This is a genomic window from Bradyrhizobium sp. USDA 4341 (genome assembly GCF_054063755.1).
In genome coordinates this window covers 8,330,511-8,353,480 of the sequence record NZ_JBSSGO010000002.1, presented here as the reverse complement: position 1 = coordinate 8,353,480, position 22,970 = coordinate 8,330,511, and the positions used below count along the sequence as shown (strand labels likewise).

Below are 22,970 nucleotides of genomic sequence, written 5' to 3'. Positions count from 1 at the left end.
CCCCGGCGTTTCCGCCGGGGGCTCTGTTAGGTCACAGTCAGATCAACCGGGATCACCAGTTGCGCTGAGCGCGGAGCATCAGGAGAACCGTATTCTGGTCCTTCAGCTCGTACAAAGCCGCGGGCTTGCCGATAGGAGTGCTGGGTGCCACGACCGTGCCTGCGTTCTTCTGATCCAAGTGGGTGTAGGTCAGGTCTGCCGTGAAGGTCAGGTTCTTGACGGGGGTCCACTGGGTCTGCGTACCGATCTGCGCGATGTTGTAGTCGGGGTTGCAGGTGGTGATAGCAGCTCCGCTGCCCGCGGGAGCAAGTGCGCTCCGGATCGAACCACCGACGCCGCCAACGCCACAGACGAGAGTCTTGGCCGTGTCGTTGTACATAACAGCAGCATAAGCACCGTAGATCGAGGTGTTCCAGTAGGGGTTCCAGTTGTGCACGTATGCACCGCGGAAGCCCCAGGTCTGAATCAGCTGCTGTTGCGTTCCGGTCGCGAACACCGAGTCGGGCGCAATGCCGAACCCTACGCTCTGATAGGCGCCAGCCAGATTGGTGCCGCCATAAATGGTATTTGCACCTGCCGAACCGGCGAGGTCCTGGATGTTGTAGCGGGTCGCACCGTCCGTATACACGCCCTGCATGTTGATGGTGTCGCCCGGTCCGGTCGGGATGTTCTTGATCGACAAGGCCAGCTGACCAGCCCAGCCCCACCTGTCGTCCGGATGACCGGTCAACTCAGTGCCGCCGTAGTAGGCCGCATGGTTGTCATGCGCCGCGAACGAAGCCTGGAACAGTCCCCAAGCCTGGTCGACACGCAGCATCGCGACGAAGTCCGGAGAAATCGTGCCGGCATAGTCGCTCGCGCCGAAAGGACCGGTAGCGCCGATAGCGGCGCCGATCGGGCTAAGGGCGCCAAGATTGGCCACACCAGCCTGATAGTAGGCCGTCTGGTCCTGAGCCGACAGAGACAGCGACACGCCGTTGCCGAACTGAGCGGTGTAGGTGAACTGGTTCACGCCAGTGACCGTACCGCCGCCGCCGACGAGACCGTCGTAGTTGTTGCCGGGGTAGTTGGCCCACGGAGTCGAGAACTGCGAGACCGCCTTACCCATGGTGAAGCCGGCGAACTGGATGAAGGCGTAGTAGACGCCAACCGTACCACCAGCAACTGCACCGGAGTTCGAGTTGTTCGGAGCCGAAGCGCTACCGATCGCCGAGTAGACGGTCGAGCCGTTGCCCTGGCCGGCATAGGTATCCGAGGTCCAGGAGAACGTCGCATCGAAGAAGGTGCGGACGACGCCGTATTCGGTCGCGGTGCGCGTATCGATGTTGAGGTCTTCACGCGAACGCCAGGTGTAGCCGTTGGTGAAGCGATTGTTCGCCCCGCCGGCGCCCGAGGTGTTGCCGGTGTTGTCCGAGTTGGTGTTCGCGAGAACATCCACACGCAGGTAGCCGCCCAGCTTGATACAGGTATCGGTGCCCGGGATGTAGTAGAAGCCGGGACCATACAGGGAGCAAACCTTCACGTACTCGACCGCTTTGGCCTTGACGGGAAGATCGGCCGCCTGAGCTCCGCCGACCGCGACGAGAGCCGCCGCCGAGCCGAGGATAAGGCTCTTAACCATCTTCATGTTAAACCTCCAAGTTGCTCTATCTCAGGGAAGGTTCCGGATCCGCCGGGTAAAACACCCTCAGGTTGGTTCCCTTTGTCCCTTTAAATCCCCGCTCAGTCGCTTCGCGCCTTCGGACACACCCGCATGAACGCGAGGGACTTAAGCGAACCACCTAAAACGGGACGACCTTGGGATGCCCCCCTCCGTCGCAGTTCCATATGAGACAGAAGGCCCCCGATCACGCAACAAAAGACCGCTCGGATTGGGGCGAGTTGCGGCTGTTTTCGGGCAAATGTTGCACAAATATCACGGGCATTTGAACTGCGGCATTTCGGCAAGCCATTGAAATATAGCGATTATACTGGAGATACCGCTAGCGGGCACAAGCTTGGGCAACAGCGGGCGGAACGGTGTGCAAAACGCGTCGTCCTGCCGAGAAAGCGAAAACCGGAGCCCGTTCAGATGCTGCTGATTCCGGCTCCGTGCACAATATTTCGGCTCGAAAATACCGGTATCCGAACAACATAGCCCGCCCCAAATACCGTCGACTCGCGCCTGGAAGGGGGCATTCCGATTGCTCGAGCAGGCTGGACGACGGCGGACGGACCGCCTCACATGTGCACTACCGACGCTACATGTCACGGCGATGTCAGCTTGCGGGATCAGTCGATTTGTTCTCCGCAGACGCTGCGCAGTGAAATACCTCCACTGCGCGCGTGATGCGCTCACAAGGGGCGATGCGCTCCGATGCAGTCACAAGACTCGCATCTGACGAGAGTCAGGCGGCGCCGCGAAGCGCGGCGCGATAGGTCGCATCGGGGAATGCCGACGACGAAGGCTTGGCCAGGAGTAACGTCGTACTCACTCGTCCAAGATGTCGAGCAGATCATCGATCCGCTCGAACGGCGGTTCGTTTGTCTTGCCTGAATAAAAGACGCGATCTCCGTCGCGTTGTAGCGATCGTGCTCTGGATTTGGGCAGCCTCCCCGGGAGGAATGTCGCTGCGACGGCCTCCGGCCCGACGTCGAGCCTCACGATACCTCGCCGCTTGCAGTCGATCCTGAGCCTTGCCGCGGTGAAGAAATCCCGGCCGGCCGGCGGCAGCTTGCCGAAGCGGCGAGAGGTCTCTTCCTCCAGATCTTCCAGATCGTCTTCGCTCCGGCACCTCGCGACGCGGCCATAGATTTCAAGGCGCATGGATTCCGATTGCACATAACTCCTTGGCAGCAGATCCGCGAAGGGAAGGTTGAGATCGGGCACCCAAAGATCCGCGGCCCGGTCGTTGGTCTTCTCCGAGGCCTGTTTCAGAAGATGGCTATAGAGCACCGGTCCGAAAACCTGCACGTGGCCGGATTGGCGCTCGGAAAGCAGATCTCCGGCACCTCTGAGGTCCAGATCGCGCTCGCTGATCGCGAAACCGGCGCCCGGTCTGCTGAACTCCTCGAGTACGGCCAAACGCTTGCCGGATTGCTCCGAGCTCGATTCCGTCAGCATGTACGCGAAGGCGCGCGTGCCACCGCGTCCCACCCGCCCTCTGAGCTGGTGGAGCTGTGCCAGACCAAACTTTTCCGGCCAACAGACCACGATGGTGTTCGCCCGCGGAATGTCGAGACCGCTTTCCACGATGTTGGTCGCCAGCAACACGTCGGCCTCGCCTTCGACGAAGTTCATCATTCGATCGTCAATCTCGTCGGCCGGTAGCTTGCCATGCAGGCAAACGATGCGGAGCTCCGGCGCCACCGCCTGCACGCGCGCCAACAGCGGATCGAGATCCTGGATGCGCGGACAGATCAGGAAGCTTTGCCCGTGACGTCGCTGCTCGCGCAGCAGTGCCGCGGCAATGGCGGCGTCCGAAAGTGGCGCGATCTTGGTCACGACCGGAAGCCGATGGACCGGCGGGGATGCGATCACGCTCAGGTCCCTGAATCCGGCGAGACCTGCCGCAAGCGTGCGCGGAATCGGCGTGGCACTCATCCAAAGCGTATGGACGCTCTTCGCCAGGCCGGAAAGCTTCGCCTTCTCCGCCGCCCCGAAGTGCTGCTCTTCGTCGACAACGACCAGGCTCAGCTTGGCGAATTTCACGTCCTTCGATGCGATCGCCTGCGTGCCGACCACGACCTTGATCTTTCCGCTTCGCAGGCCTTCCTTCGTCTGCTTCATCTCCGCAGCCGACGTCGCGCGCGACAAGCTTCCGACTTCGATGCCGAGCGGGGCAAACCGTTTGCGGAACGTCGCGACGTGCTGTCTTGCCAGCACGGTCGTCGGCACGACGACAGCAACCTGCTTGCCTGACAGGGCAACGGCCGCCGCCGCGCGCAAGGCAACCTCGGTCTTGCCAAATCCGACGTCGCCGCAGACGACCCGGTCCATCGGATGACCCGACGCAAGATCATCGAGCACATCCCGAATCGCCTTTGCCTGGTCGCCTGTCGTGAAATATGGAAAGCGCGCGACGAACCGCTCGTATGCGGGACCGGGAGCGACCAGCTTGGGAGCGCGCCGGCGACGTCGCTGCGCGATGTGTTTGGCAAGCGCCTTGGCGGCAAGTTGAATTTCCTGCTCCGCCTTGGTCCGTCGCGTCCACCACGTGCTTCCGTCCGCCTTGTCCAAGGTCAGCTTGCCGCGCTCCGCCGCATACGGCCAGATCAGCGCAAGGTCGGCGGGCGGAACGAGCACGGCATCATCCCCGGCAAATCCCAGCCGGATCATCTCGCGCGATGATCCCTTTCCCATGTCGAGGGTTTGCAAGCCATCGAGCACGGCCAGCCCGCGCGGCAGATGAACGACGACCGCGCCGCGCTCCGGCACGTCGGGATGGTCGAAAGCCGCACCCCAGGCTCTGGCCATGGGCTGCGGATGATGAGCCCGGCTGCCGAGCACGTCGGTCGCCGTCACGACCACAAGCGGCTTGCGGCCCGAGCCGATGAAGCCGGTGTCGAAGTCGGCCAGGAGGGCCGCTTCACCACCCCGCCCCTTCGCCGCCTCGCTCCAACCTCCGACGCGCTCCGCCTTGATCCCGCTCATGCGCTCGATCGCGCGCAGGTCGTCCTCCACCGCCGCAACAAACACCAGCCGCGATCCGGCGCGCTGCGTGTCGGCGACAAAGGCGCGGAGCGCTTTTCGCGACGAGGCGACCTTCGAGAAATCGGGCGTCGGGGTGAAGGCCGCCTTGCGAGGCAGCGCACTCATGCGCTTGGTCAGACGCTTCCAGTCGACAGGGCCGAAGTACTCGCGCTCCGTCTCTCTGCGGCCGGCCGCCTCCTTGATCGTGCTCAGCCAGCTATCGGCATGACCCGCAACTCCGGCGTCCGCGATCCAGCGGGCGCGCTCACAATAATCCGGCAGCGCCGCCCGCTGTGCCCGCTTGCCTCCCAACGCAATCCGTTCCGACATCGGATCGATCAGCAGTTCCTGGGTATCGAAGACGACGTCGTGTTCGTTGGGATCTACTCCGGCGATCCTGCGGATCACGCCACCGGAATGCTCGATCCTGTACGGCCCGAGGGCGCCGGCAGGAAACACTTCGAACGTCATTCCGTGGAACAGGACGCTTCCGGGATAGTCCGCCTCTTCGTCGAGATCGTATCCCAGAGCTTCCAGACGATCCTTGAGATCCTGCTCGGCATAGCGCGCACCGACCTTCAGGCTGATGCTGAGGCGGCCCCAGCTCGCGGGCAGCGGCAACCGTTCCATGATCGCCTCTGCCGTCGACACCAGGAAGACAGGCCTCCTGCTCTTCGCAAGACGCCGCAACACCGAGCTCCGCCTGCCGGCGATCTCGTGCGACGGCTCCAGCCCGTCAAACGGCAAGGTATTCAGCCTCGGGAGCACCAGCACCTCGAGCGAAGGATCGAGCGAATGCAGCACGCTGCCCAGGCGCTCCGCCCTGTTCTCGCTTTCCGCAAGGAAGACGATGCCGTCACGCCCGGACTTCTTCCATTGCTCGAGAAGATGCAGCGCCAGCATGCCGAGTGGCGAGGAGGATGAGATCCCGGAACGCGTCAATCCCCTGCTTTTCTTCTTCGCGCCAGCAGCTGCGCGGGCCTTCTTGGTATTCGCCACGTCAAATCCATCGTTATGTCGTAAAGTCCGATCGCCTGGTGACAGGCACGTCAAGTCGATCGCGGCCCGCCAGCGCCCCCCGACGCACGCGGCCAGCGACCTCATTACAGTCTCGCATCCGCGTTGGATAGCGGCGGGTTCGGGATCAATTGCGGCATCGGGGGGATGTCTCGCTCCGCGCCGCCGCCCTCATTGTAATCCAGCCTTCACATCGGATCGCGCCACCCGGGCGTCCGAGAATTCACCGGCCCGAAAAATCACCACAGGCCAGCTGCGCATCGCGCCAGCTCAAATTGTCTAAGGGGTGTGAGCCACATCGGCGCCGATGCCGACGACGACGCGCAGGGCTGTTCGCCCTGCACGGCGAACAGCTTCGATTGTCTTGAGACGTTCCTGCAAGGTCTTCTTCATCGCCGTCCCATTCACAAGCCATCGAACAAGACGTTCTGGACATCACTCGGCCGTCAGGCGGTCGCGCGGCGCTGCTGTGTCACGCAACAAAAACAGGGAAGGTTATCATGAAGACGAAATCGTTCGCCGAACGCGTGCTGGGCACGACCTCGCTGGTCGTGTTGTCGGCCGCCGCCATGATCGGAGCGCAGCAACCGGCTGCGGCCCAAACCGGCATCTACGGCGGCGGCAGCACGCTGTCGTCGCTGGCGCTGCGGCAGATCTTCGACTGCTATGCGGGCGCGACGCTGGCCAATGACGGCCAGGCGTTCTCGCCGAGCTTCTCGACCGCAACCCCGAGCCCGAACCTGCTGCCGACCAGCTGCACCCTCGTCTCGACCTCGGTCGAGGGCCTGTTCGCCGCCGTCGGCTCCGGCAACGGCCAGCGCGCCTACATCGCCGACGATGCGCGGCAACTGTTCCGCGGCAGCCCGGACTCCGCGCCGACCGTGGTGCGCAAGCCCTCCGCCAAGCCGCCGTTCCGCGACACCGCCAATGCGGCCTTCAAGAGCTATCCCTATCCGCGGCTCGACTTCGCCGCCAGCGACGCGCCGCTCGCCAGCTCGATTGCAAGCCTCACCACCATCTCGTTCAGCAATTTCGTCCCGTCGACCAATTGGCAGAACACGCTGCTGATCGGCGCCCTGAGCAAATCGAACGCCAGCTTCAACACCGCGGCCGTCGGCGCGCCGATCCAGGTCCCGGCCATGGAGGTCCCGGTTGCGATTGCGGTCAACACCTCCAATTCCGCCTCGGGCGTGACCTGGACCAACCAGTCGGCGCTGTCGCCGAACAGCCAGGCCGGCGGAGCGATCCAGCTCTCGGCCGCCCAGCTCTGCGCGATCTTCTCGGCGACCGTGACGGACTGGCACGACACCTCGACGCTGATCCCCGCGCTCGACGCCAACGGCGTGCAGCAATTCCAGCACTTCTACGACGCCAACACCAACGGCTCGCTGACCCCGGTCGCCTATACCAGCGGCCGGCTGCCGATCAAGGTGGTCTACCGCGCGGATGATGCGGGCGCGAGCTTCATCCTCACCAACTACCTCGCCAACCTCTGCCCGCTGCTCGACCCGACCGGCACCTACAACTACAAGAAGATCTTCACCGGCGTCGGCGTCGGCGGCAGCACCACCGCCAACCTGCCGGCGGGCAAATTCTCCCGCCTGCTCGACAACATCAGGGCGGTGAAGAGCTCCGACCAGAGCGACCCCTACGACGTGGATGACGACGAGGAACGTCCGGATCCGCACTGGATCAGCACCTCGGGCAGCAACCACGAAGCGCTGAAGATCGGCACGGACCCGCGCTTCGCCGGCCGCATCGGTTATCTCAGCGCCGACTTCACGCAGCCCTATGCGCAGACCGTGACCGAGGAAATCGCCGGTACCACGATCTCCGCGGCGGCTCCGCTGTCGGCCAGCGTCCAGAACGAACGGCAGCGCCTGCTCGGCGTCTATCATCCGGGCCAGGTCGGCAGCAACGGAAGGGCACAGAAATTCGTCCCGCCGACGCCGAACAATGCCGAGCTGGCGTTCGCCAACCTGACCGCCCCGGACATCTCAAGCAGCTATGATGCCTGGAACCTGTATGCGCAGGTCTATCCCGCCGGCACCGTCGTCGGCGGCGTGACCTATGACGGCCTGTCCGTGATCGGCATCCCGCTGCAGTCGCAGGCCGACTATCCGATCACCGGTGCGAGCTTCCTCAACGTGTATAGCTGCTACGGCGACACCGCCGGGACGCGGGTGCCCGCCGTGAAGAACTGGCTTGCCTGGTTCTACGGCGGATCGGTCACCGGGCTGCCGAACTACAATCCGGCAACCTCGAACTCCGACAACCCCGGCTACGATCCGAACGTCGCCAAGGTCATCCGCAACAACGGCTTCCACGAGCTCGACGGCGTGTGGGCGACCAACGTCCTGAATGCCTACCTGACCTCGAGCGCGGCCGGCGGTTCGTCGACCGCGATCGCGGCCTACAGCACGTCGGGCACGCAGACCGACGGCTGCACGGGCGTCACCGGCGGCGCGCGGTAACACCAATATGAGATTGTGATCCGGGACGATCCGGATCACGATTTCACGCAGGACATCAGCAGCCGGGCTCTCGATCGGGGCCCGGCTGTTTTCTTGCCGTCTCAGCCGGTCTCTCAGCCGGCCTTGGCGGCAGCGCGGTGCGCCGCGGCGAGCTCGAAATAGCGGCTTCCCGACTGCGGGACGATTGCGTTGCGGTTGAGCAAATGCTGGATGCAGATCGCCGCGAGATCGTAGGAGCCGTAGCAGTGATGGGCGACCAGCGCGAGATGCTTGAGCTGCTCGGAGCTCATCGCGTCGGCCTTGGTGAAATCGCGAACATAGACGGCGTCGGCCTCGACCAGCTGATTGAACGCCTCATAGGGATTGACACCGCGCATCGGCCAGATCATGCGCTTGTCGATCGCCATCAGGGCATGGGGAATGAAGCCCTGGCTGCGCAGTTCGAGGTCGATCTCGCCGAACACCGGTTGCTGCTTGTACAGCGGGAGAAACGAGACCTCGGTCTGGATGAGGACCGCGTCTGCGAGCCGCCGCCGCCCGTTCTGGAAGATCGCAAGTTCCGAGCCCTGCACGTCGATCTTGAGATAGTCCAACGCATCGATCTCGCCGATGTCATCGAGCCGGTGGGTCGCGATCTTGCTGTCGGCGAGGATGCGGCCCCATTCGTTGAAGCCCTGAAAGTGCTTCAGCATCACGGGATCGGGCTCCAGCAGGCTGGTCATCCCGGGCGCGGCACAGACACGAAGGCGGGCCTGCTCGCCGTTGCCAATGACGTAGGGCAGATAGGTTTCGAGCTCGCTCTTGCGGGCATTCAGCTCGGCCAGCGCGCTGGGCTGCGGCTCGAAGCCGAACAGCCGGCACAGCCGCTTCTGCAGCAGCGGCACATAGGGCGGGACGTCGATCGGGTTGGCGCCGATATCGACAACGGCGGTGAGACGTTCGGGTACAAGCAGAGTGCTCAGGGGATCGATGTCGGCAGATGACGCTGATGGCGCGGACGCGATTGATGCGGATGACGTCATGGGACCTTACAGGGAGCACGAAGTGCGTCTCTGTTCCTCTGAACGAAGGGTATCGCGTAGCCCGGATGAGCGCAGCGACATCCGGGATCCGATCCGCATGCGAACCCGGGTATCGCTTCGCTCACCCGGGCTACGGAGGTGATTGCCGATAGGCGCGAACATGACCGCAGCAAAGACTGCTACTGCTCACCGCCGCGGCGACGGCGCTCGTCGTCGCTGCTGTTCGGCTTCTGGTTATTCCCACTGCCGCTGCCCGCCGGCGCCGCGTCGTCGCCGCCGCTGCCGCCATAGCCCAGCACCTCGACGATCACGATCGAAGGCTGGTCGTTGGGCTTGTTCGGCGCGGGCTGGCCGGCCTGCTGGGTCGCAGCGGTTGCGTTGTTGTTGACCGCGGACAGCGTGGTGCTCGGCGTTGGCGTGGAGGCGAGGCCCGTCACCGTGCCGGTGGCCTGCAGGTTGAACGCGTTGAGCACGACCGGCGCGACCAGCGTGATCTCGTTGCCGCGAATGCCCGCGGAGCCGAGGTCGATGGTGCCGCGCGGCGCGATCAGGGTGACGTTGCTCTTGGTCGGATCCTGCCCCGGCAGCGTGACCAGCGCAGCGATGCCGGCGCCGGTGACCAGCCCTTGCGGGTTGACGTAGCAGTAACCGTTAGCGGTGCAGATCTCGCTGAGCGCCGGGCTCGAGACATAGGTCTTCGGTCCCGCGCCGGCACTGATGTCGCCATTGGCGGTGAACAGGCCGATGTCGCCGCCCTGCTGAGTCATGATGCGGCTCTGGTTAACCAGGATCGAAGCGTCGGCGAAGGCCCGGATGGTGCCGCCGCCGAGTGTCAGGATGCCCTCCTGGTTCGGTGTCAGCGTGTCGAGCGAGGAGTGGCCGACGGTAATGCCGCCGCCCGGCCCGAGGATGTTGATGTCGCCGCCCATCTGGGTCTCGAGCACGGAGGCCGCGACGTTGAACCTGCCGGTCGCGATCTTCGGCGCGGCCTTGCCGTCGACGCTCAGGCTGTTGTCGGTATAGCCATAGCCCGCCGGGAACAGCGTGGAGATCGCGGTATAGGCGCGGGCGTATTGGCCGAAATAGGGGCTCGACGGATTCTTGAAGTCCTTGCCCACCTGGATCAGGAAGTCGAGGAAGGCGCGGTTGACGAGAAGCTGCTGCCGTGCCTGCGACAGACCCTGGAAGGTGGCCCAGGCCTGATCACGCGGCTGGCCGAGGACGGCGGCGATATCGGTGAGGAAGTCGATGCCGCCGGTGCCGGCATGCGCCGGATCGACGTAATCGGCGATCGCCGCCGCGTAGTTGATGCCGGGCTTCACGCCGAACAGCAGATCGAGCTCGGCGCCCTTGGACGGCAGATAGGGCTTGAGCGGGTTGGACAGATTGAATGCGCCGCCGACCGCGCTGCCGTTGCCGAGCGTCGCGATGCCGCGTGTCGGCGTGTCGGAAGCCGAGAACGGACCCAGATCATGCCCGGCCTGCAGCACGAAAGTGCCGGGGCCATAGAGAAGGTAGGAGCCGCCGACCAGATCGTTGCCGGCAGCGATGCTGGTGATGTCGGTCGCGTTGTTGTTCTGGCCGACGAAATTGAAGCTGATGTTGGCCTGCGGCGTGCCGTTGCTGGTCGTCGAGACACCGCCGCCCGGGGCGATCCCCGCGTAGATGTTGTTGCCTGCTTCGATCCGCGCCGGCTTGATTAGCGTCAAGCTGGCGCCAAGAACGTTCACGGGATCGACGGCATAGATGTCCTTGCCGGCGGCGATGACGACGGGCACGGAATCGTTCGCATGCAGCGCTTGGTTGAAGGCGGCCGGTGGCAGCCCGAGCGGGCTGATGACGTTGGCAAGGTCCACTCCATTGTTAAACCCGACGTACTCGGTGATGGTGCTGCTAAGGTCCGGCATCACAAGGCCTGCCTCAAGGCTAATGGTTCCGGCCGCGACGAGGCTGACGTTGCCATTGTTGCTGGGCAGTACGTTGCTTACGTCCGTTTTGCTGAGAGTCAGATTTCCGTTGAGCGCCGTCAGGTCGAACGTCGCGGGAAGCAGCAGCCCGACAATTGAGGCGTTCGCATTTCCTCCGAGTGAGATGTTACTATTGGCATTGTGCACAAAAAGCCCGGGGACCGAATTCGCTGAAACGGTCGGGCCCGTCACGTCACCTGTGATGCTCGTCAGCGAAATGCCGCTGCCGGAGCCATAGCTGGTGAAATAATTGCTCCAGGCACCGTTGCCTATCGTAAATGGAGCCACGCCAGGCAGGTAGCGAACCGCCTCTGTCTGCACCCCGGCGTTGAGGGGCAACGCAGCAGGATCGTAGACATTGCCGAGCGTCACCGAACCACGCGCGGCCAGGGCGATGAAGCCGTCCTGCACTGCGAGCAGCAAGGGCAGCGCGTAGGAGGAGGTGACAGAGCTCCCATCGTTCGTGACTCCAAGCGTCGGGAGCCCCTGATTTAGTGGATTGCTGGTGGTGGCCTGTACCGAGCCGCCCACACGGATCAGACCGGCGCCGCGGCCAACCAGAAAATCACTGCTCAGGAGGTTGCCGCCGGCGGTCACGCTGAGATTGCCGCCGCCGTAATAGGTGACCTTTGGCGGATCGGCCGACGTGAAACCGCCACCGACCACGAGCGTCTCCGGCAACGACGCGCCGATATCGATGATATCGGCGCCCGCCGACAGCGTGATGTTGCCGCCGCCCAGCGCGCCAAAACCCTGGAAGAAGGTGGCGTAGTTAACCCAGGCCGCGGTCTGGCAGGCGACCGAACCGGCGGCGGCGCAAGCCGCGAACGGCGTCGACGTGCCGTTGGAGAGGCCATAGTGGATGTACCAGTCGCTCCACATCTGGCCGGTCGAAGCGCCGGTCACGCCGGTCTGGCTGCCGTCGACATCAGTCGGCATTTCGATGCCGACGATCGACCCGCCAGCGGTCACGGTGACCGCGCCGCCACCGGTAGCCCAGGCCGGCGCGCTGACGAGCCCGTTCGGTTGGACGGTGTAGAGCGCGGGCAGGGTTGGCGCATTGAAATCTGCCGGCGTGGCCGTGGCGGCGCCGCCGGTATAGACCGCGCCTGGAGCAACCTGGTCGCGTAGCTCAACATTACCAGCGGCCGCTATGGTGATGGAGCCAGTGCCAGTGCGCACGAAAGTCGGGACGTTGATTGTAGTCGTTCCGAGAGCAATTGACAGTTTGTTTGGATACGAGGTGTGCCCGTCGATGCTGACATCGCCTGTAAGCGTCGGCGACTGTGACGACAAGGAAATGACCGCGTTGGGATCGACCGGCGGCGTGTTCGCAACCGTGAAGTCCGCGCCGGCGACGATGTCGTAGGAGAAACTGCCCTTGCCGCTCACGGCGGCAGACATCAGTTGCGACGCCGAAGTAGTATTGTAGACGATGCTGAGGGTGCCCCCGACTGGGTTGTAGACCGCTGGGTTGTTGGCAATCCGATCGGCGGGAGGAACCTGATCCGTCGACGCAAGGTAGGTGCCCTGCACGGCAGTGTAGGCTGGCGGCGGCGCTGGCGGCGTCACCGCGATCGCGGCGAGGACTCCATTCGCGAAGTCAACTCCAGCCGCGTAGTCCAGGCCAACTGGCAGGCTCGCCGTGATGAGAGAATTGTTCAGTTTGGGCTTACCGCTGTTCACCAGGTTGGTATTGATCACACTGAGGAAGTAAGCCGTCCACTTTGTTGCATAGTCTTGCGCTCCGGTGACCACGTTGCCGGTCCCTGAGTTGTACAACAACCTGCCAATGCCGTTGGTGAGATTGTAGTACTGTGTGCTCGTGGTGGGCGCCGCCGGGATCACGTTGACTGACGGATCCACGCGATTGAGGACCCCGGGTATAGTGTTGGTGTAAGCCACGAAATCAGCATAGGACAGCACAATGCCGCCGCGCGCCGAAACACCCGTCGATGGGTTGATCCCGTTGACGTTGACCCCGATCAACTCCGTCTCATAGGCGCGGAACATCCGCAAATACTGGGAATAATATAGATTGTATTGATCGATCACCGCCGGATCGCTGGAGGAAATGACGACCGGCTGCGCCAGCTTGAACTGCAGCGCGAGCGCGTTATAGGCGGCATCCGACAGCCCGAAGAATGCGGCGCTCGGTGAGGCCGTGGGCGATGAGGGGCCCGGCCACGAGCCGTTGGTCTTCACCAGATAATCGACGATCCCGCTTGAATTGTAGACCAGATTGTTGCCGTCCGGGAACATGCCGAGATAGGCTTGATAGAGGCTCGAATTGAGTTCGCTCGCATAGAGCGCAGACGCGTCCCCGCCGCGGGGCGTGTAGTTGACAAAGAAGCCGTCAGTCACCGTCGCGTTGATATTGACGTTGTTCCTCGCCTGCAGGACCAGCGATCCGGGCTCGCCGCCGGTCGCCGTGCGATACACCAGCGAGACATGGCCAGATGCATCGACGCTGCCAGCGCCCAGATTCCAGTTGCTGGCGACCGTGATGTTGCCCTTGTTGATGTCGAGGCTCGGATTGATCAGATCGATCTCGGGACGCACATGCATGCCGGCGATGCTCGCGCCGCCCCGAGCAGGCGTCACGGCGAGATTCTGCACGAAGCTCGCCAGCGTGTTCTGATAGAAGCCGACGTGGTCGGCATTCGGCTGCGAGACGACGAAGATGGTGCCGGTCGCCAGCGGCGCCTGCGGCGTCGGCGCCACGATCGCATTGCCGTTCTGATCGGTCGTGTTGCCGTTCTGATCGGTGCCCGGCAGCGGATTGCCGGCGGCATCGAACCATCCGGCCGGATCGATGATGCCGTCGAAATGCTGCGCGCCGGTCGAGCTGTCGGTGGTGTTCCACACCGCGTAGGGGTTGAGCACGACACCCTTGCCGATCGGATTGCCGCCACCATCGACCACGCCGCGGACGGTGCCGCGGAAATCGACGTTGACGGTGTTGTTGGTGAGGATCGGCGCGCGGATGATGACCGCCCCGCCGGCATTGTTGATGTTCGGCCCGCCCGGGCCGCCGCTGACGTCGAACATGGCACCCGAGGCGACGCTGATCGCGCCCGAGGTCGACATGTTCTGGTAGCCATATGTGGCGTTGACGGCGCCGTTGGCGTCCGGTGTGCCAGTGGTGCCCAGCGTAATGGTGCCGCCGGTCTGCACCAGGCTGGCGGCGGCGTAGGCCGGATCGGACGGATCGCCTGCGGCGTAGGACGCCTTGAGCACTGCGCCGCCGCCGATGCTGACGCCGCCGGTGGTCACGCCGCCTGCGGTAACGCCGGCGCCATAAAGCGAGATCTGGCCGCCGGTCGGCCCGCTCGCGTCGATGGTGCCGTTGACGACCACGCTGCCATTGTTGGCAACCAGCAGAACCTTGCCGGAGTTGAGCGTCTGGCCGGCCTCGATGCGGATGTCGCCAGTGCCGAGGCGCACCGAGAAGCCGCCGCTGAATGCGGTCAGCGGCAGGCCGGCCGCCCCGCCGAGGCTACCTGCCTGCAAGGTAAAACTGCCGCCGAGATCCTTGAAGGCGGCGCTGCCGTTGAGCGCGCCGTCGAGCGCGGCGGTGTTCGCAGCCAGGATCGACAACGATCCTGCAAAGCCGCGGCCTGCCCCGGCGACGCTGACGGTGGCGCCCTGCCCGACGATCACATTGCCGGTGGTCGACGCGAGTTGCACATTGCCGCCCGGCGCGTCCTGGACCACGTCGAGGATCGTGATGCGCGAGCCGGATGCATCGATGAGGGCGCCGCTGCCGAGCACAACGTCGCCGGCGGTCGCGGTCAGGCTGACCTTGCCGGACAGCGCCTGGATCGTCGCGCTGTCCGTGATCGACCCGCCCATGATGGCGAGAACGCCGCCGGTATTGCTGGCGACACCGGCGGGCTTGGTGCCCGCGCCGGTGACGAGGCTGATGTTGCCCAGCGTGCTCAGCGATTGAGTTGCGCCGCTATTGACCACGATTGCCGGCGCGGACAGCACCATGTTCGCGGCGCCAGCGCCACCGCCCGCGAACGTCACCGTCGGCAGGTTCGAATAGCCGGTACCGGCATTGGTCAGCGTCACTCCGGTGACGGCGCCGCCGGACACGGTGGCTGTCGCCGTCGTGCCGGATCCGCTGATGTTGATGGTCGGGGTGCTCAGGTAACCGTCACCCGGATTGGTGAGGTTGATCCCCGTCACATTGACGACGGCCTGCGCCGACGTGGCCACGCCTCCCCCGCCGTTCGCGAAGGAGAAGGTGGGCATGCTGGTGTAACCGGAGCCCGGATTGGTGACGGTCACGCCGACCACGCCCAGCGACGCGGTCAACTGGGCGCCGCCGTCCCCGGTGGCGCTATCGACCGAGATGGAGTCGACAAAGCCGGGGAAGCCGGAGCCGGACGAGGTCAGCTTGACGCCGGTGACCGCACCGTTGGCACTGACGATGGCCGTACCGGTCGCCGTGACCGGGTTGCCATTATTGTCGGTTCCGGACACCGTGACCGGATCGCCATTGCTGTAGCCCGAACCGCCGCTGACAACGGCAAAGCTGACCACGCCAAGCAAGGCGGTGGCTTGGGCGCCGGATCCGCCGCCGCCCGAGATGGTCACGTCCGGGATGCTGGTATAGCCGGTGCCGGGGTTCGCGATCGTTACTCCGCCGATATCGAACGTCAGCGCCGCAGCCGCAACCGATCCTGTGTCGAGCGTGCCATTGCCGCTGAACGCAACCGCCTTGCCGGCGTTGAAATAAATCTGGCTGAAGCCGCCGAGGTGCTTGGTGCCGACGTCCTCGGTGATGACCTGTGAAGCATTGAGCGTAAGCGTACCGCCGGCGCCGGTGATGCCCGTGCCGGTCGCGCCACTGGTGTTGGCGAGATCGATGTTGGTGGCATTGACAGTGGTGTTGCCACCCTGGCTGTAGAGCCCGGCGCTGTCGAAGGTCAGCGTGCCGATCGGATGCGCGGCATCGCCGATCTGCAGTCCGTTGGCGTCGTACAGATTGATCACGGTCGCGCTGCGCAGCCGGACCGAGACCGCATCATTGAAATTCGCGAGTACCGCAGGATTCAGCACAATGCCGGTGCTGCCGCCGCCGATGTTGATGACCGATCCGGCGATGTCATAGTTCCTGGCGTTCAGGATGGCGTTGGAGGCGAGCGTGCCGCTGCCGCTGGTGTCGAGCGTCAGCGCATTGCCGCCGTCGATGACCGCGCCGGCGCCGATCGAGAAGGCGCCTAGCGGTGTCTGGCTGCTCGGCGGCGGACCGTTGCCCGCATATTGCCCGGGGACATAAATCCGGCTGACCTTCACCGTCGAGCCGTTCGAGACGCGCAGCAGCGCGCCGTCGCCGCTGGCGAAGACATAGCTGCCATCGGACTGTTGCACCGGCAGCGCGCCGATCGTGATGTCACGGTCGGTGCCGCCCGGCACTGCACCGATTGCCCTGACAACGCTGGCGTCACCGATGACAAGACCCCTGCCGGTAACGAGATTTCCGTCACCGGCAAGCGACACAAGAAGCAGCTCGGGCCCGGTCAGCGGATGCGCCGCGTCGGTCAGGACCTCGAGATTGAGCGCACTGGCGGTGATGTTCTGGACGCCGTTGACGACTTGAGCGGTGCCGCCGATCAACACCGATGACGCCCCAAGGCGGCTGATCTGATCGGCATCGAGCACGAGGTAGTTGACCGAACCGGTGCAGCCCGGCGCACTTCCGGCAAGGCAATCGCCCGCCGGCACCGCCTGGTCGGCGGCGCGGATCAGGATGTTGCTGCCACCGATCTGCACCTGACCGCCGCCGCCGACGAGGCCTGGCGCCAGCTCGCTGGTGCCCGGCGCGAAGCGGTTGGTGCCGGCAAGGTCGAGCGAGTTGATGGCGCCGAGCACCAGCACTCCGCCGTCGATCGGCAGCGGTGGCGGTGCTTTGCCCGCGGCGAGCGCCTGGTTACGGAAGAACGTCGTGCCGGAGGTGATGTCGATGCGGGAGTATCGCGACCACACTGCTTGCGACTGCAGCTGGAACACGGCCGATTGCGACGAACGGGCGCCGGTCAACGAGTTGCCGAGTGTGCCGGTGACGTATTGCGAGCCATCGGAGCTGGAGGTGCTCGCGACTGTATTCGGATTGACGTTGTTGGCGACCTGGACAACGCGGTAGGCGCCGGGCAGCGTGGCGTACATTCCCGGCAGCAGTGTGTAAGTGCCGGCGGGGATGCCGCTGCCGGCACCGATGGTCACCGACTGGCCCGGCGCGATCCCGCTCGCGAACGGCTGCGAACCTCCGGCCACCGATGCCCCGAAGGTGGTAGCGGGGGGCACCACCAGACCGGAGAAATATGGAGAGAAGGCGAAGTTGGGATCGAAGGCCGCCACGGCCGACGAGTAGGTCGGGACCAGGGCATAGACCTGGCGGGCGTCAGCATAGGTCGGCGTGATGCTGCCGTTGGCGGGGTTCTGCTGGTAGGTCGTCAGCGCATTGCGGCTGCCACCGGTTCCCGCCACGAACTCTGTCGCGTAGATGTCGCCGCCACCGTTCAAGTCGAGCACGGCGCCGGACTGGGTCGCTACATCAGTGCCGAACAGGCTGATCGACTTGCTCGGCGGCGCAGTGAGCACCTGAGGCACGATATGGTTGGAGTTTGGAGCGCCCTGATACCAGGTGGTGCCGTCGACGGTGTAGCCGTCGGGCACGACCAGACCGGCTGCCGAAACCGAGGTCAGGCTGCCCGCGGCCAGCGTCACGCTCGCCGTCGGCACGAAGGTGCCCGAGGCAAAGTTGATGCCCCCCTCGTTGGCAATCGCCTTGATGAACTGGGCCGACACGTCGCTGCCGGTCCGCACGCCCAGGACGATGTTGCCGAGCGGCGCCCACAGCGTGCCGCCCTGCACGATGGTCTGCGCGCTGAGCACGATGCCTCCGCCGACCGAAAGCGGCGTCGTCGCCACGCCGTTCTGTGCGATCGTGATCGCGCTCGACGGGCCGGTCGACATCAGCAGGAAATCCGTGTTGCTGACTGGATAGATCTCGGCAGCGCGCAGCGTGAGATTGCCGGGAACCAGCAGCGCACCGCCGAACACGGTCTCTCCCGAGCTCAAGCCGCCGTCGATGAAACCATAGTATTGCGGCAGCAGCCGAATGGCGCCCGCGCTGACAAGGTTGACGCTGCCGGCGTTGTCGAGCCCGATGCCGCGCTCGAGGTCGATCCATCGCGCGGTCACGTTCAACGTGCCGGCGCCGGCGGTCGGGACGATCGACACGCCACCGACGCCGACCCCGACCATGCGAACGTAGCCGGCGTTCAGATTGACGACGGACCCATCCGCAATCGCAACGTGCCCATTGCGCGCATAGAGGGTCAGGGCGCCGGGGATCGAGACGTTGACCGAACCGTCGAACGCAATCTTCCCCGCATTGAGCGTCACGGAATCGAAGCCGCTGTTGCTCAGCGTATCGGCCCCGATGAATGCGCCCGGAGTGGCTGTCGCGCCCGAAGCCGGCAGGTTCGTTGCGACCACGCCGGGTTGCTGGACCACGATGGTATCCGGCGTCGGCGGCGCCCCTACAGCAGTTGGATTGATGACGCCGACGGTCAGGCTGCCGCCAGCCGCAAGCGGTCCGGCACCGGCTGCATCAACGCTGCCGGCAAAATAGACGGTCTTGCCGGTTAGTTGCAGGCTGCCGCCGTTGCTCCAGGCCGCCTGCCCGACGAAGTGCGGCCCGAAACCGCTCTGCGGCACCTGGATCAAGTTGCTGTTTGCGGTCACGGCTGCGCCCTGCAGATTGAACTGCGCGCCCGGCTCCGCCACCACGGTGGTGGCCAACAGCGAGATGGTGCCGCCATCGCGCACCGTGCCGGTGGAATAGGTTTTCACCTGCGGATTGGGCACGAACACGCCGCTCACATCGAGCGTGGCGATGGCGCCGACGCGCACCTCCTGGCCCGTTGCGGTAATGGTTCCTGCGGGCGCAACGATGCTGCCGAGAATATCGGCCGTCGCAATCGGACTGAGCGTGACCGTGGCCAGCGGATCGGTGACGATGGCAGCGCCGCGATCAACCAGCACATTCGTCCCGCCCAGCGACAGGCTGACCGGCTTGCGCAGGCCGTCGGGCAACAGTCCGAGCGATGCGAAGTCGCGCACCCGCGCGCCGGTCGGAATCTGCGCCTCGCGGCCCGAGAGCAGTGCGGTCGGTTGCCGTTGCAGCAACAGTTGCGTGCCGGCGGTCACCGTCGTGCCGCCATAGGCGTCGGTCAAAGTGTATTGAGAGAAGCCGCCGCTGGTGAAGAACGAGGGCGGCAAAACGAGCTGGCCGGCCTTCGCATCTGATACGACGAAACCGGTGACCGGAGATCCGGTGTAGTTCGCGATGGCGCCGGCTGTCGCACTCGAAGCGTATGACGTCACCTCTGCAGTCCCGCCATCGACCACGATGGTTGAGGCCTTCAGCGTAAGCGTCCCTCCTCCATCGAAGCCGCCCGCGTAGATCGTGCCACCCAGTAGCACACTGGCCTGATCCGGATGGTTGACGGTGCCGTCGGGATTGGTGCCGTGAGGGGGAACATTGAAACCGTTGTTGCCGCCATTGTTAGGATCGACGATTTTCCCACCGAAGTCGCCGAAATAGGTGACAATCGTCAGGCTGCCGCCCTTGCCGACCGGCAGACCATCCGAGCCGACCTTGATCTTTCCGGTGCTGTCGACATAACCACCGCCGGACAGATCGATTACGCTACCAGGCGATAGCACAATGCCTTGGGTGACGTCGGTGAAGATGCCATCGGTCTGGGACGGTCCATTGCTGGCGGCGATGGTCGTGATGCTCACATTGCCGCCGTTGACGTAGGCGCGCCCCTCGAGCTGATCCGCCGGCAGACCGGTGTCGTTGACCCAGCGCCCGCGCACGTCGAGCACCGCATGCGGCCCGATGACCACCGCGGGTGTCGACGGCACCTGCGGCAGTTGGCTGGCATACATGAAGCCGGTGAGGCTGATCTGGCCAGCCGGCGCGCTGAGCGTACCGTCAATGGTAGCAACGCCGTCCAGCGTGATGCTGCCGCCGGGTCGGACCGATAGGACGGCGTTCGTCGCCATGTCGAGCCGGCGCGCACCTTTGATCGAGACCGCGCCGAGTGACGCATTGGACAGCACATCGGTGAAGATCGGAAAAACGCCGTTGGCGAGCGTCGGCGACCAGCTGGATGCGTTGGCCAAGTTCAAGCCGTTCAGGCCGTACGGGTCCGATCCGGCATCGGCCTGTGGAGTGAGCACCGCATGTTGCGTGCTGTCGCTCTGCGGCGGAACAGCGAAGGTGATGTTCAGCGATGCGCCCTTCGGCATCTGGTCGGCGAGCGAGAGATTCGACGAGCCCGCCAGCGCGCGCTGGCGGCTGCCTGCCGTCACGTTGCCGATGATGTCATTGACGATCGGATTGATGGCCGCGACGGTGACCGAGCCGGCATTGGCGCCGGTGATGTAGCTCGCCTCATAGTGCGTATTGCTGCCGCCGCCCCATGGACTGAGAAAGATTTCTGTCAGCTTCGTATCGACGACGCCGTTGACCTTGTGCAGGACCGTGAAGCCGTTGCCGACGCCGACATAGGCGATGGTGGGATCGGCGCGGCCGATGTCGTAGATGCGCCCGTCGGCACCGAGCAGACGGGTGGTGCTGATCATGCCGCCGGTGTACTGCACATAGCCGGCCGACACGTTGATGCTCGCGCCCGGCTGCTGCACGACGTTCTTTCCCGACGTCGTGAAATTGCCGCCGACGGTGAGGATCTGGTCGATGCTCTGCGGGATCAGGCCGACATAGCCGGCCGCGTTGAGCAGCGGCGAGCCGACCCACTGCACGCCGTCGGCGCGGGTGCCGCTGAGCCGCGCATCGATGGTCACGGTCTTGCCGATCAGGGCCTGGGCCAGCGGGCTGTCGGCCACCTCGGCGGCGGTGACGAGGATGCTGATCTGGTTGATCGACATCGGCAGCGTCACGCCGGCGATGCCGGAGAGATCGATGGTGCTGCCCTTCTCGAGCAGGACCGTGCCGGCGGTCGAGACGGCGTTGGATCCTGCAACGACGCCTGCGAGAATGCTCAGCGCGGCGCTGGGCGCCTTGATCAGCGCGCCGGAGTCACCTGTAGCACTGCCCCCCTGCACATCGACATTGCTCGCCGCCGTTATGTTGATCTGCGGCTGCAGCACCGTCTGGAAATACGGCGCGTTGCTGGCGCCGTTCGCTGACGTCAGTGTATTAAGTGTCGCGGTCGGCAGAGTTCCACTGGTCTCATCCGGCAGGATCGACGTGAGGCTTGCCGACCCCAGCACGATATTGGCGTCGGCTCCGGGTGCGCAGGTTGCTCCCGACGGGCACACCGTGTTGAGGCTGATTGAGCCGGTGCGCGTGGTGCTGGTGGTGGCGACAACACCACCAAGTTGCTTGATCGACCCGCCGGCAAGCGTCACCGCGCCATCGTTGGAGACGAGCAGACCAGCCGCTTCGTTCGTCACAAGGCCGCCGGCCGCCCGGACCTGCATCGCCGTCTGGGTGCCGACCACCGTGGACTGCGGCGTGATCAAGGCGACGGAAGTGTCGGAGGCCAGAATGATCTGGCCGTTTCTTGTAGTGATTGCGCCGGCATTGCTCACGCCGCCATCGCCAAGCAGCGCGACATAACCGCCGTCGCCACTCGCGCTCAGCTTGCCGGTGGTATCGATGATCGCGCCGGGCAGGACCGTGACCTTGCCACCGCTGCCCTGGTTAAAGATCGCCGCGCCAGCACCGGTGACCCCGGGCGACTGTGCCTGGACGTCGCCCAGCAGCGAGAACAGTCCGCTCTGCAGGAACCCCTGATAGTTGCTGCCGCTCAGCTTGGATGGCAGATCCAGCGTCGAGGCAATCAGGGTATGGACGTTGATCTGGCTGGTGCCGCCGAAGATGATGCCGTTCTGGTTGATCAGATAGACCGCACCGTCGGCCCTGATCGATCCCAGGATCTGGCTCGGCACGCCAGTCGATGCGATCTTGTTCAGCGCTGCCCAGTTGGCGTTGCCCTGCTGGTTGAAATTGACTGTGGTGTCCCTGCCGACGTTGAACGATTGCCAGTTCAACACCGCCTGGGCCTGGGTCTGGTTGATATTGACCGTGGTCTGGCTGCCGCTGCTGGTCTGCGTCGGCGTGTTGGCGCCGACCCAGTTGGTGACGGGATTGGCGACGCCGGACGCGGCCAGGCCGCTGTTCGGCACCAGGCCGCCGGCATTGAGGCCGTTGGGCACCGTGCTCGGCGCGCTCGCCGCAAGGCCGCGCGCGGCGCTCTGGGCCGCCTGCAATGCCTGGATCGCCTGCGCGGCGCGCGTCATCGACGCTTGGGTGTTCTGCGCGGCCTGCTGCGCCTGCTGTGCGGCGGCCTGCGCGGCACTGACTGCCGCCTGCGTGGCCGCGGTGCTGACGCCACCCCACGTGCCGAACGGGCGCGCCGCCGCGGGCGAGCCCATTGCGATCGCGATCGAACTTACACCTGCGAGCAACAGGCCACGGCGCGAGGTCGAGCGAGGGAGCGAATGCATGCGGGCCTTCCAAATGCAGCAGGCGATGCGAACGATCGTGACGCAACAAGGCACCGGCCAGCCTGCAATCAGTTGGCCCGATGCCGACAACTCAATGAAAGGCACGCGACTCAACCGGCGCAGCCGCCCCCAAGCGAACACGCCCGACAGTTCGGGACGCCTCTCCTGTTCCTAAGACAGTTTGAAACGGGCTAACGCGAAGCGATTTCGCAAAAAAGTTTTAACCCTGCGGTGGAACTCAACCTCGGCGCCAACCGGC

Annotated in this window: 5 protein-coding genes; 1 reads left to right on the top strand and 4 read right to left on the bottom strand. The window is 64.7% G+C overall.

All coding sequences use genetic code 11. From position 1 onward, the window contains the following. Positions 1–52: 52 nt before the first annotated feature. The gene (locus tag ACVIGB_RS45050) at positions 53–1,627 is read right to left on the bottom strand and encodes a porin (protein WP_456724432.1); all 1,575 of its coding nucleotides are present in this window, start codon (positions 1,625–1,627) and stop codon (positions 53–55) included. A gap of 843 nt (positions 1,628–2,470) precedes the next feature. Beyond that, the gene (locus tag ACVIGB_RS45045; protein ID WP_456725271.1) at positions 2,471–5,575 is read right to left on the bottom strand and encodes a DEAD/DEAH box helicase; all 3,105 of its coding nucleotides are present in this window, start codon (positions 5,573–5,575) and stop codon (positions 2,471–2,473) included. 614 nt (positions 5,576–6,189) lie between these two features. On the opposite strand from ACVIGB_RS45045, the gene ACVIGB_RS45040 reads away from it, so the two are divergent. Further along, positions 6,190–8,163 carry a substrate-binding domain-containing protein gene (locus ACVIGB_RS45040; protein ID WP_456724433.1) on the top strand — a complete coding sequence of 658 codons (1,974 nt, stop codon included), beginning with the start codon at positions 6,190–6,192 and terminating at the stop codon, positions 8,161–8,163. Positions 8,164–8,276: 113 nt separating this feature from the next. On the opposite strand, the gene ACVIGB_RS45035 is transcribed toward ACVIGB_RS45040, so the two are convergent. Beyond that, complete coding sequence (locus tag ACVIGB_RS45035; RefSeq protein ID WP_456724434.1) at positions 8,277–9,185, bottom strand: FkbM family methyltransferase; 909 nt, start codon at positions 9,183–9,185, stop codon at positions 8,277–8,279. A 179-nt stretch (positions 9,186–9,364) separates the two neighbouring features. Next, positions 9,365–22,711, bottom strand: coding sequence for a filamentous haemagglutinin family protein (locus tag ACVIGB_RS45030; protein ID WP_456724435.1), 13,347 nt, complete (start codon positions 22,709–22,711; stop codon positions 9,365–9,367). Positions 22,712–22,970: the final 259 nt, after the last annotated feature.

Bases quoted from the DNA above. Each gene is read 5' to 3' on its own strand.
- ACVIGB_RS45035 (WP_456724434.1), bottom strand. From the start codon at position 9,185: ATGACGTCATCCGCATCAATCGCGTCCGCGCCATCAGCGTCATCTGCC.
- ACVIGB_RS45030 (WP_456724435.1), bottom strand. From the start codon at position 22,711: ATGCATTCGCTCCCTCGCTCGACCTCGCGCCGTGGCCTGTTGCTCGCA.
- ACVIGB_RS45045 (WP_456725271.1), bottom strand. From the start codon at position 5,575: ATGCTGGCGCTGCATCTTCTCGAGCAATGGAAGAAGTCCGGGCGTGAC.
- ACVIGB_RS45040 (WP_456724433.1), top strand. From the start codon at position 6,190: ATGAAGACGAAATCGTTCGCCGAACGCGTGCTGGGCACGACCTCGCTG.
- ACVIGB_RS45050 (WP_456724432.1), bottom strand. From the start codon at position 1,627: ATGAAGATGGTTAAGAGCCTTATCCTCGGCTCGGCGGCGGCTCTCGTC.